This is a genomic window from Collimonas fungivorans, from assembly GCF_001584145.1.
Classification (GTDB): Bacteria; Pseudomonadota; Gammaproteobacteria; order Burkholderiales; family Burkholderiaceae_D; genus Collimonas; species Collimonas fungivorans.
On record NZ_CP013232.1, the window covers coordinates 3,691,490 to 3,703,680 of the forward strand.

At 60.4% G+C, this 12,191-nt stretch carries 11 protein-coding genes; all 11 read right to left on the minus strand.

What is annotated here, in order from left to right:
• Window positions 1-2: 2 nt before the first annotated feature.
• The 11 genes from CFter6_RS15775 to epsE all read right to left on the minus strand — a co-directional run bounded on the left by CFter6_RS15775 (window position 3) and on the right by epsE (window position 12,191).
• Window positions 3-1,133: a nucleotidyltransferase family protein gene (locus CFter6_RS15775; protein WP_061540736.1), complete on the minus strand. Its 1,131-nt coding sequence runs from the start codon at window positions 1,131-1,133 to the stop codon at window positions 3-5.
• A 146-nt stretch (window positions 1,134-1,279) separates the two neighbouring features.
• A complete protein-coding gene (locus tag CFter6_RS15780; protein ID WP_061540737.1) occupies window positions 1,280-2,014 on the minus strand; it encodes a WecB/TagA/CpsF family glycosyltransferase in 735 nt (244 codons plus the stop codon).
• Window positions 2,015-2,089: 75 nt separating this feature from the next.
• Entirely contained in the window at window positions 2,090-3,574 is a 1,485-nt protein-coding gene (locus CFter6_RS15785) for a lipopolysaccharide biosynthesis protein (protein ID WP_061540738.1), read from the minus strand.
• Between the two features lie 44 nt (window positions 3,575-3,618).
• Complete coding sequence (locus tag CFter6_RS15790) at window positions 3,619-4,455, minus strand: glycosyltransferase family 2 protein (protein ID WP_236904293.1); 837 nt, start codon at window positions 4,453-4,455, stop codon at window positions 3,619-3,621.
• A 33-nt stretch (window positions 4,456-4,488) separates the two neighbouring features.
• Window positions 4,489-5,496 carry a glycoside hydrolase family 5 protein gene (locus tag CFter6_RS15795; protein ID WP_061540740.1) on the minus strand — a complete coding sequence of 336 codons (1,008 nt, stop codon included), beginning with the start codon at window positions 5,494-5,496 and terminating at the stop codon, window positions 4,489-4,491.
• Window positions 5,496-6,575, minus strand: coding sequence for an acyltransferase family protein (locus CFter6_RS15800; RefSeq protein WP_061540741.1), 1,080 nt, complete (start codon window positions 6,573-6,575; stop codon window positions 5,496-5,498). The genes CFter6_RS15795 and CFter6_RS15800 overlap by 1 nt, the downstream gene beginning before the upstream one ends.
• A gap of 30 nt (window positions 6,576-6,605) precedes the next feature.
• Window positions 6,606-7,727, minus strand: a complete 1,122-nt coding sequence (locus CFter6_RS15805; RefSeq protein ID WP_061540742.1) for a glycosyltransferase family 4 protein — start codon at window positions 7,725-7,727, stop codon at window positions 6,606-6,608.
• Window positions 7,717-9,012 carry a hypothetical protein gene (locus CFter6_RS15810; RefSeq protein WP_061540743.1) on the minus strand — a complete coding sequence of 432 codons (1,296 nt, stop codon included), beginning with the start codon at window positions 9,010-9,012 and terminating at the stop codon, window positions 7,717-7,719. The genes CFter6_RS15805 and CFter6_RS15810 overlap by 11 nt, the downstream gene beginning before the upstream one ends.
• A 17-nt stretch (window positions 9,013-9,029) precedes the next feature.
• Entirely contained in the window at window positions 9,030-9,902 is an 873-nt protein-coding gene (gene epsG, locus CFter6_RS15815) for a chain length determinant protein tyrosine kinase EpsG (protein WP_061540744.1), read from the minus strand.
• 29 nt (window positions 9,903-9,931) lie between these two features.
• A complete protein-coding gene (epsF, locus tag CFter6_RS15820; RefSeq protein WP_061540745.1) occupies window positions 9,932-11,323 on the minus strand; it encodes a chain length determinant protein EpsF in 1,392 nt (463 codons plus the stop codon).
• Between the two features lie 46 nt (window positions 11,324-11,369).
• On the minus strand, window positions 11,370-12,191 hold the full coding sequence (gene epsE / locus CFter6_RS15825) for a polysaccharide export protein EpsE (RefSeq protein WP_082814823.1): 822 nt from the start codon (window positions 12,189-12,191) through the stop codon (window positions 11,370-11,372).

The following is a 12,191-nucleotide window of genomic DNA, read 5'->3' on the forward strand; positions in this document are numbered from 1 at the left end:
GATCAGCTCACCGCGCTTTCATTTTCCGACAGCCGGTCGCGGGCGTCGCCCCAGTCGGGTACGCCGGCTTCGGGCAAACGGCGCATCTGGCCGGCGCGGTCTACACTGTATTGCTTGAATACGATTGCCTCGTCCAGCTGGGCGCCGCCCAGGATCCGGGTGTATTCAAACAATACGCTGCGCACCACTTCCGCACCGGAGCATATATGGCTGCCATGCCCGATCCAGGTCGGGCCGACGATCTTGCTGCCGGCATCGATGCGGCAACCCGAACCGATATAAACCGGCCCCTTGATCGTCGTGCCATCCCAGTCTATGCTGGTGTTGAGGCCGGCCCAGACGCCCTCCGCGATCTGCTTGCCCGGCATTTCCAGCTGCGCTACCTGGCCCTGCATCACATTCTGCAAGACGCTCCAGAAATCGGTCACGCTGCCGATGTCTATCCAGTTGAAGAACCGCTGCTGCGCATAGAATGGCAAGCCCTTTTCCGCCATCAGCGGAAACAGCTCGGAACCGATATCGAACATCGTATCGGCCGGAATCAGGTCTATCACTTCCGGCTCGAAAATGTAAATGCCGGTGCTGGCGAAATTGGACAGGGCCTGGTCCTGCTTCGGTTTTTCCTGGAACGACTCGATCCGGCCCTCCTGGTCCATCACCACGACGCCGTAATTATCGACCTTGTCCCACGGCACCTCCTTGGTAATGACGCTGGCCAAGGCGCCCTTCTGCTTGTGCTCGAACAGCGCCGAACTGAGATCGAGGTCGATCAAGGCATCGCCGCAGATCACGATCACGGTATCGTCGAAGAATTGGCCGAACTGCTGGATCTTCTTGATGCCGCCGGCCGACCCCAAGGGTTCTGCCGTCACCTCGCCGAAGTCGTTGATATAACCCTCGAAGGAGTAACCTATCTGCACCCCGTACTGGCTGCCGTCGCCGAAGAACTCTTCGACCTTGTGGTGCAGATGGCTGACGTTGACCATGATCTCGCGCACGCCGTAACTGGCAAGATATTCGACCAGGTAAGCCATCACCGGCTTGCCCAGGATCGGGATCATGGGTTTCGGCAGGTCGTAGGTCAGCGGGCGCACGCGGGTGCCCTTGCCGGCCGCTAGAATCATTGCTTTCATGTTTCACCTCGCACAAGTTGAATCAAAAACAGGTTGGATCAAACAGTCGTAGGGTGGGCACCTGCGCCCACGCGGACCGTCGGTCATGCGGGGGCTGCCTGCAGCGTGGGCAGAAGATCCGCCCACCCTAGGTCCAATTGCGTTTTCTAGTTGCCGCTTTTCTTGCGGCACAACAGCAGGAACATCAGGATGTCGAAGGTATAGCGGCGCAACAGCCGTCGCGGTTCCAGGCACAGGCGGTATAGCCATTCCAGCCGCAGCCTTTGCACCAGCTGCGGTGCGCGCGGCTTGTAACCTCCCCAGAAATCGAACAGGGCGCCGACGCCGACCACGACTTTGGCGTTGAGCGCCTGGCGGTTAACCAGGATCCACTCTTCCTGCATCGGATTGCCCAGCGCCACCAGCACCACTTCCGCCTCCGAGCGATTGATCAAGGCCACCAGGCCGGCGCGCTGCTCTTGCAAGCCGCGATAGCCGTCGCAGCTGCCGACCACGATCTGCTTCAACGGGCCGCCCACATGCGCCACCGCCTTGTCCAGGATTTCCGGCCGGCCGCCCAGCATGAACACACGCTTGGGCGCACCCGTTCCGCACAGCAGCTGCGGGACGAAATCGGTGCCGTTCAGGTTTTCCTTGAACGCTCCGCGGCCGAACAGGAAAGCCGCGATATCCATGCCGACGCCGTCATTGACGATCGTCACCGAGGCATTCCGCATTTTTTCCAGCAGATGGTTGCAGCGGACGATGAAATTCGTATTGGCGAAAAACAGCGTTATTTTTTTGTTGACCCACATCGCATGCTGCAAGTACCTGGCCAGCACGGAGGCGGTAGTCTTGACCACCGGGAAACCGGCGATCGGGATTGTCTTCTTTGTGTTCATGAAAAAACTCTCCTAAACGGCGTCTCCCGAAAAACAAGACACCTGAACCCATCACGCTGCCGTCGCACTTTCCATCTATCGTGCGCGGCCCAGCCGCATGGCCGACAGCAATAATCCATGCCACGAAGCGTTGACCGACCTGATATGCCAGCCGATGACAACCACCATGAATGGATACAACAAGCAGGCGATAAGGACACCGCCCGCGACCAAGGTCACATTGCTGATTCCCGGCGGCACCAGCAACAGGTATGCCGCCAGTCCAAGGACCAGGAAGGTGCTTCCCACCAGCGGCGGCGCCAGCGCGTACCACACCTGGCGCGCGTTGAGGCCGAGCTCGCGGTTGAGCCGGATTTGAGACAGGGGAAAAACCAGCAGGTAGGCGCCGCAGAACGACAAGCTCATGCCGAACAGGCCGAAGCGGTAGCAGCTTACGGCCAGCACGGTCGCCAGCGTCAATTGGGTGATGCCGAACAGTACCGGCAGGCGGTTCTTTCCTATGGCGAAAAACAGGTAGTCGTTCAGGTGCACGATGGATGACAGCAGGTACAGCAGCGCCAATACGCTGACCACGGGCGCGGCAGGCAGCCATTTGGCGCCGAACACCGCCGCCACCAGCGGCTCAGCCAGCACGGCCTGGAAACACAACAAGGGAGCGACGCAGAACAGCGTGATGCCGAAGATCTTCAGGTACCCGCGCCCCAATGCCGCCATATCCGCGCCGGCGTCGGAAAATACCGGCAGCGCCACTTTCTGCATGGAGCTGGCGATCACGAGGTACACCGCCGAAGTCACGCGTTTCCCCAGGTTATACAAGCCGGTGGCGTATGGCCCGAGGAAGATGCTTACCAGCAGCGAATCGCCATTGGTATTGGCAAACTGCAGGATGCCGGTCAGTCCGACCTGGCGGATGTCGTTCCAGTATTTCACGTTCAATGCGCGGTCAAACACGATGCGTGGCAGCCAGCGGCTTTGCGCCACCACCAGCACCAGCGCCAGCCCGGATGCGGCAACCTGCTGCACCACCAGCGACATGGCGCCCCGGCCGCTGGCGGCAAGCGTTATGCCGACCACGCCGCCGGTCAGCACCGAGCCGATCGAACGGATCGCCAGCTGGCGGAACATCATGTTGCGCACCAGCCTGGCCTCGTAGGCGCGCATCAAGCCAAAGAACAGCACCGAAAGGCTCATGCCCTGCAATACCGCTTTCAGCTCCGGCGCCCGGTACAGGGAGGAAACCAGGCCTGCAGAAAAAAACATCAGGGCGGCGAGCAACAGGCCCGCCAGGGTGCAGCATGTAAATACCCAGGAGTAGAACCTGTCGTCGGGCAGGCCGGCACCGCTGGCACGAATCACCGGCATCGCAATCGCGTCAAACACCACCAGCCGGGTGAACAGGATAAACAAATGGGCGACGGTCAGCAAACCGAATGCGTCCGGCGCCAGGAAGCGCGCCAGCACTGCAAAAATCACGAATGAAATGACTTGCTGGGCGAGATTGTCCACGATCGACCAGATCGATCCGGACGCCAGGCCGCCGCCTGCGCTTTTCTGCTTCATCACATTCCTAATCTCAGATCGGGCATGGTGCTCTCCATTGCTTGCTAGCCGCGCCAGCCGCGCACGCGCGCCAGCACGCTCAGGTACTTGAAACGCGCCTTGAGGAAATCGCCGCTGGCCAGCGCCAGCAAGATGCCGCCGCAAGTCCTCAGGCAGGTAGTCGGGAAATACCAGAACGGATACTCGTTGATCCGCATCACGCGGCCGATTCCGGTTTCATACTTTTTCTGGCGGCGGCAGGCGCTGGCGTCGAAATCCGTGGTCTTCACCGGATGATGCAAGGTCATGTCGACCAGGAATTTCAACTTGAATCCATGGCGCAGGCTGCGCAACAGATAGTCGGTGCCTTCCGCGGCGCCCCACACCGTGCCGGCGCCGACCCCCAGCGATTCGTCGAAACCGCCGACCGTGTTGACCACGCGCCGGCGCAGGAAAATGCTGAATTCGATCGCACCGCGCCAAACGTTATAGCGATTCAACAGCATGCTGCTCTCCAGCCAGCGCCCCTCGACATTGCCGTCGCCGTCGGTGAAACGGCCGGTAATTCCATCCAGTTCCGGATGGCTGGCCAGCACCGTGACCACCTGTTCCAGCAAACCGTCCGGATACCAGCAATCGTCGTCGGGGAAAGCGATTACGTCGCCGTCGGCCAGGGCCAGGCCGGCATTGCGCGCGCGCGAGGCGCCAAGCGCGGCCGAACGCACATGCCGCAGCGGAAATTTCCGGCGATAGCGGTCCAGCAGCGACACCAGCCTGTCGTCGCCGTTCTGGTCGACCACGATCAGCTCAAAATTGCGGTAGTCTTGCGCGTCCAGCGATTCCAGGAAGCGGATAACTTCGTCAACCCGCCCTACCGTAGCCAGCACCAGCGAAAATTTCATTTGCATTCCTTTTCAATCGAGTCCCGATTACTACTACATGCCCTTTTTCAGGATGGTCATTTGCGGCCGTTCGCCGTTGTCATCGGGCTGCAAGCTGAACGGATAAGTCCCCAGCCACTGCCCGGCTGCCCAATAAGTCCAGCCGCCCCAAGCCGGATTGCCCTTGATGGAGTCCATCATTGCCGTCAAGGCGGCCAGGCACTGCGGGTTGGCCGGCACGCCGAATTCACCAAGAAACAGGCGGCGCCTGGTCGAAGTGGCCCACAGGGCGACGTTGGACATGATTGCGCTCAAACGGGCCGGCTCCACGCAATCGTTGCCGGTGCCGGAAAAATTGGCGTCGGCGTACTGATGCACTTCGATCATGTAGTTGTCGGCAGGATCATGGAAGAAACGAAAAGCGTCGGCATTCGAAACCGCGCCGTCTTTTGCGTACCAGGAATGGGCGCCGCTCCAGCCGCCGCCGGGAACCAGGATCAGGTGCCGCGAGCCCTTCCTGCGCAAGGCATTCAATGTCTCTTGCGCGGTTGCCGCCCACTCCGCAGTCGGCAGCTTGGCCGGTTCGTTCATCAAGCCGAAGGCGACGTTCGCCGGATCCTTGAAATTGGCCAGCAGACGCTGCCAGAGGTCAGTCAGAGCCGCGCGCGGCACCCCGGACGAACCGATCGGCTGGCCGCGGTATTGGCCATAATTGTGCACATCGAGGATCATGCACATGCCGATCGAACTGGCGGCCGCAACGCTATCCTTGATACGCTGCAGTTCGGCCTGGTCCAGTTCGCCGAACAGCTTCGGCTGCACTCTTTCCCATAGAAACGGCAGGCGGAAGGTGTTCATGCCCATGGATTGGAACAGGCGCATTTCATCCAGGTCCGGATACACATAGTCGGTAAATACCTTGCCGGGCAGTTTTTCCGCAGCGAATTCGGCGCCGCTCAGGTTGACGCCGGCCATCGGCTTGCCGTCCAGGCAAGCGGCGAACGACGCCTGGCCAAACAAGGCGCATGCCAGGGTCAATGCGGAGAGCAGAAATTTGATCATCAGGTATCACCTCCTAAGGGCATAGACCGGGAGCCAGCCGTCATCGGAAACGCGGCAAGGAATTTCCGCTTGAACACGCCGCCAGCGGATTTGATCAGGCGGGCTCCGGGTTTCTCGACCAGTTGGTAGTTGAGCCATGAAAACAGGAGGACAAGAACGGCAACAGGCAGCAGGATGAACATCGGGAATGGCTCGGGATGGATTTTCCGTAACAGATAAATAATCGGCATATGCAGCAGATAGATGGAGAAACTCCATTCACCGCATAAAACCATGCCCTTGTTTGCGAAAAAAACATTGCCGACGGCAGATGGAAAGGACAGGCCAAATACCAGGAAGGCGCCGAAAACAGCGGTGAGGATGCTGCTGTAGAACTCCTGGTTGCCGGCGAATGGCAGCACCAGCCAGCCAGCGGCAATCGATACCAGCGCGGCGACCGAAACCGTGTGCAGGACGGCGAACCATTTCCGGTTCTGGTCCTGGCTGTCGACATGTGAGCGTATGACGCCGGCGATCATGCCGAACAGGAAATAATGCAATTTCGAGCCGATGAAGGTGCCCGGGAAAATATCGCGGTAGGACAGCAGAATCAGGCTGGCGAGCGCCAGAAACAACAGCCCGGCGACATCGGAACGACCCAGGAAGCGGCCGCCGGCAGCCCAGGCCAGCAGGAACAGGAAGTAGAATTCGACTTCAGGCGTGATGCTCCAGAATACCGACACATTGCCCGAGAAAAAAACATGGCGCAGGATATTTTTCCCCGATATCCCATAGACAAAATTCGGATCGAGATTGACGTAGATGAAATAGGACAACAGGAGAATCACGAGATAGGCAGGTGCGATCCTGGAAAAACGGGAAAACGCATAGTCGGCCACGTTGATTGTCGTAAACCGCTTCCCGAGATACAGATAAGCCATCAGAAAGCCGCTCAAGGAAAAGAAGATCGCCACGCCGACTTCACCGAAAAGATGGTTTTTCCAAGGCAGGGCAAACCAGTCCAGCGCGTGGCCGTACACCACCAGCAGCGCCGCCAGCCCGCGCAAGCCCGTGATTGCATCAATTTTTTCTCTATCCATGGAAACCACCAGATGCCTTGGGCCGCCGCCTCAACGCACCAGCTCCTTGTATACGTCGATATATTTTTCCGCGATGCGCCGCCAGTCGTAACGCTCCACGAATTGCTGCATCTGGATTCGCCGTTGCGCGTAATCCGCTTCCATCTCCTGATGCAGCAACAGCAGGCTTGCCACGTTTTGTTCCGGCGTCGGCGCAGACAGCAGCAGCCCTGCCCCCGATTGTTCAAGCAGGTTGCGGAATGGCGGGATATCGCTCAATACCGGCGTCAGGCCGGCGCTCATCGCTTCAATCGGCGCGATGCCGAATCCCTCATGCCTTGACAGGCAAATGAAGTAACTGGACTGAGCGATCAGCGCCGCCAGTTCATGGTCGGCGGGATTCGCTACGATCTGTACCGCATCCGCAAGGTCGTTCTGCCTGGCCCAGGCGCGCAGCTCTTCCGCGCTGTGGTCATATTCACGGCCGGCAATGATCAGCTTCCAGCCCAGCTGGCGCTGCGCAAGCTGCCGGAACAAGGCGAGTGTTTCGAGCAAGCCTTTGTTGATCGACCAGCGGCCGAAATAGATCAAGGCCCGGGTCAGCTCCGGCGCCGACTGGTCGCTGTATTTCTCCACATTGACGCCGTTTTCAATCACGGCCAGTTTTGGCTGCTTGACGATGCCGGCAAACATGTCGCCATCGTTGTCGCTGGTGGCGATGATCTTGTCGTACGCCATGGACGAAGCGCGCGTGATTGTGTTGAAGTAGATTTTCTTGAGCCCGGAAGCGAAGCTGGTATGGAAAAACCCGCCATGGGTCGACGCCACCAGCGGCCGCCGGTGCAGGACACGAGTAAGCGCCATGTAATCGAAAAAGAAATCGATGCCATGCACATGGATCACGTCGGCATCCGCCACATGCTCCAGCACGCTGGGGCACAGCGGATATCTGCTGCTGCCATGGAACGGCAGGCGCACCACGGCGACGCCGTTGACCAGGGCCTCGGAACTGAGAAATTCGGCGGAATTCCTGAACAGGCGGTTGAGCGTGACCACCTTCGGCAGCTGGCCGTGGTGCTCGCGCTGCTGCCGGGCGATATTCTGCACCACGTCTTCCATGCCGCCGATGGAGGGAGAATACTGGCGCACAATGTGCGTGACTTTAATAGGCATGTTCTTGCTCCTTTGTTTTTTTCTGCGAGCGTGCCGTTGCGCCGGCAGGCGCCGCATCCGCCGCTTTCCCCACGGTGCATCCGACCAGGAACCAGAGGATGCCGGCGGTTTTCAGGGCGAACAGCGAGGTGCCGCTGACGCACAAGATCAGGGAGATGTACAGCGTGGTATAGACGCGGAAGCGGTTGCCCCGCTCGTCCTCCATCCTCAGCATCCAGAACGGCAGCCACAACAGGAAACACAACGGCAGGCCGAGCCGCGTCAGCAGAGAGGGGTAACCCATGTCGCCGAAATTGGTGTTGTAGCCGTCCAGGCCCAGCAACATGCCGATATCCAGGTCCAGCAGCGTACGGCCGCTGACGTACAGCCGGCCCAGGAAGCTGTCGCTGTACCTGCCATCAAAGAAGGCTCCGATCAGCAGCAACATCAGAGCGCTCAGCAACGGCAGCACGATCAGCCAGGCGTTGCTGCTCTTGGCCAGCGGCGAACAGCGCAGCACAATCAGCACGGCGACCGTGATCATGCCGTAGCGCGAGTCGCTCATGATGATCATGAGGGCGGCGGCCAGCAGGAAAAAAAGCATGTCCTTGATCTCTTCACGCCGTTTCGACAAGCCCCAGGCAGCGATGATTACCGCAAAATTCCCAAGCGAAACCGGCTCCAGGAAAACCGAGGATATGCGATGGCTGCCCAGCAGGGACGGCAGGATGGTGCGGCCGATTCCCTCCGGCCTTATGCCGTTCAAGCCCAGCACGCTGTCTTTGGCCCAGTTGGAGCCGGCGGCAAGGCCGCCCTGGTTGACGTAATAGGAAAAAATATTGAAGACGCGCGAATAAAAATCAAGGAAAAACCATTCGGCAAAACCGAAAGCCAGCACCAGCAGCACCGCCAGCTTGAGCAGGCGGTCGGCATACCGTATATCGCCGATCTGCCGGCCGATGCCGTAGAACAGGATAGGAATCATCACGTCCCGGAATCCTTTCGGGTCCAGCTGGTTGCGCATGATCGCCAGCAGGAACAGGTAGGCGGCGGCCAGGGCGGCGATGGCGACCAGTTCCAGCCTGATGTGCTTGCTCAGCACCACCATGCACAGCAGGTAGATGACAAATTCCGAAAACACCACGCCGGCGGTGGCGATCGCATGGACGTTGGTATGGATGGCACACAGGGCCGCCTGGTACAGCAGCGCGGCCATGAGTATCCAGAACGTCAGCCGTTCGGTCGGCACCGACAGGCCGGCCGAGCGCGGGAAAATGAAATCCCTGATGTTGGCGAAATTCTGCATGTGCTTGATCCCCTTTCTCAAAAACTCACCAGCACCGAACCCACCACTTCCGTGCCGCTGCGGCGCAGCTGGTCGCTGAAGGCTGTGAGATCGGCAACCCGGGTATGGTCTTTGCGCACCACCAGCAGCACCCCGCCGGCGCGGGCGGCGATCGTCAGGACGTCAGCCGCGCTGGAACACGCAGGGGTGTCATACAGGATGACGTCGAAACGGCTGCGCAAAGTCTGGTTCAGGGCATTGAAGCTGGAGCGGTTGATCAGTTCCTGCGGATTGGGCACCGACGATCCGGCCGGCAGCAGCGACAGGTCGGCGAACGACTCGGCGACGGCGAGCGGTTCCAGGCCGGCGCGCCCGGCCAGCACATCGGCCAGCCCGTGTCCCGCCGCCAGGTTGAATATCCGCTGCTGGCGCGGCTTGCGCAGATTGGCGTCCACCAGCAAGGTCTGCAGGCCCAGCTGCGAGAACACGATGGCCAGGTTGGCGGCCATCAGGCTGGTGCCGTCGCCGGCGTTGACGCTGGCGATGGCCAGCGTCTTGCGGCTGGCGGTAAACCAGCGCAGCATCAATTGGCTGCGTACCGAACGCAGCATTTCCACTTCAGCGCTGAAAGGCTGGTAGGCGGCGACCAGGGCGGCCGGATAATTTCCCGCGCTTTCCTGATAGGGATAGTCAAACTGGCGCGACAGCACTTGCTGGATATCCAGTTCGCTGACCAGCCCCAGCCGCTGCGCCGCTTCACCGAAACGCAGCCCCTGTTCCTGCTGCAGCCGCCGCACGCGTTCTGCCTGGTCGGGCGTGAGTTTGCCTTGCTCTACCAGCATGCGGCCCATGTTGGCGTCCTTGCGGGGCGCCATTGCGCTGTCAAAAAGAGGACTGACCGGTTTATTCATTTTGTTTCACCTTTCCGGTTGGCGCGCGATCATCGCGATAAAAACAGCTGGGGGAACGCGATCCTGCGCGCCGGCTTGTGCCACACGATGGTGCCCAGCACCGGTGCATCCAGCACGTTGAGCAGGTCGTTGCCAGTTCTGATGCGCCGGTTCGCCATTTCCGCCAGCACCGCCAGCGCCAGCCCCAGCATGCTGCCGAACAGCAGCGACAGCACCATGTTGAGCGGGATATTCGGGCTGGCGGGACGGGTCGGCACCATGGCCGGGCTCAGCACCGAGACATCGGACTGGTTCGACTGCCCTTCCAGTTCGGTCTGGCTCAAGCGCTGGGCGGCGGCGTCGTAGGCATGCTGTGCGCTCTCGACATCCTCGGCCAGCACCGACAGTTCGTCGCGGGCGCGGTTAAGCTGCAGCACCTTGGCGGTCTGCGCCGTCAGCGCGGCGCGGATTTCACCCTCGCGCTGGCGCTGGATGCGGGCATTGTTGGCGGCGCCGGCATTGGTGGCGCTGATGCTGCTGTTGAGTTGGGAGCGCAACTGGTCGACCTCGGCCTTGGCGGCCTGGTATTGCGGGTGATTGGGGGCCAGGTTCTGCGACAGCAAGGCAAACTTCCCTTCCGCCGCCGCCAGCGACGCTTTCAGGTTCTGCACCAGTACGTTTGAAATCACGTCCGGCGAATCGCGGCCGCCGCTGCCCATCGCCTGGCTGCCGCGCGACGAGGCTTCTGCTCCCTGCCCTTGCGCCAGCACCAGCTGGCTCGATAAATCATTGAGGCGCGTGGTCTCGACGTCAAGGTGGCCATCGGCGCTGACCAAGCCATGCTCTTGCTGATAGCGCGACATTTTTTCTTCGGCCTGCTCCAGCTCGGCGCGCAAGGCCGTGGTCTGCTGCGTGAAATAGGTGGCCGCCTGCCGCAATGGTTCGACCTTGATCTGCAGGTTCATCTGCTGATACGCTGCCGCAATGCCGTTTGCCGCCTGCGCCGTGAATGCCGGGTCACTGCCTTTGGCAGTGATTTCTATCATGCTGCTTTCACGCGAAGGCGCCACATCCACCATCTTTTGCAAGGAATCGGCCAGCCATTCGCGGATCGAACCCTTGCCGTTCGCCACCTGCCGGAAGCGTTGCTGAGTGACCGGATTGTCGGCCAGACCCAGCATGTCGACCGCCTTCAGCGCCACGCCCCTGCTGCCGACGATATCGACCTGGGTAGCGACATAACCCGACACCAGTTGCGCCGGCAGCACCCGGCCCGACACCGGATCCGTACCCTTGTAGTTAAGCAGCAGCGTGGTCGAAGTCCGGTAGATCCTGGGCAAGGCGAAACTGACTGCGGCGGTGGCCGCGACGGCAATCAGCAAAGTCAGCAGGATGACCTTGTAGCGTGCGCGCAGGATGCTTAGAAGCTGTGGGAAAGTCATGAAAGCTCCTCTCTGGTGGCAGCGTGGAAATGACAATGAATCAAGATCAAAACAGGCTCTCTTTCACATACACGACATCGTCCGTCTGCAATATTTCGTCGCGCTTGGCGTCTATCATCACGGAATTGCCGTTGCTGTCGCGGCGCTTGATCCGCACTCCGCGCTCGGTGCCGCGCGGCGTCAGGCCGCCCCCTATCGACAAAGCCTGGGCGATGGTCATGTTGCGTTCCAGCCGGTAGCCGCCGGGATGCTGCACTTCGCCGTAGATATAGAACTTCGGTGCGCGGTCGACATAGATCATGTCGCCGTTGACCAGGTCCAGGTTCGATTTCATGTCGACGGCCTGAATCATCTCCTGCAGGTTGACCACCTGCTTGCTGCTCTTGCCGTTGCGGGTGCGGATCACCACAGCGGTATCTCCGCCTTCAGGCCCGACGCCGCCAGCCATTGCCAGCATGTCGGTCACGCTGCGCTTGCCGGCGATCGGGTAGCGGCCCGGATGCAGAACCTGGCCGAGTACCGATACCTGCTGGCTCTGCAGCTCGGTGACCGTGACGTTGACTTCCGCCTTGCGCAGGAAACCGCCGCCGGTCAGCATGTCGGAGATTTTTTTCTCGGCTTCCGCAGTCGACAATCCGCCGATGCTGACCGCGCCTATCAGCGGAAAGGTGATGTTGCCGGCATCGCTGACCTTGGTTTCCAGGCTCAGGTCGGGATTCCCGAACACAGCGATCTTCAGGCCGTCGCCGGCGCCGATCGGCGTATCGGCGGCGCTGGCGGAATTGCTGGAAAACGCCAGCAGCAACGTCAGCAACAGCGCCAGCAAGCACAGGTAAATTCGTCTCATCATGATGACCACCCCATTCAT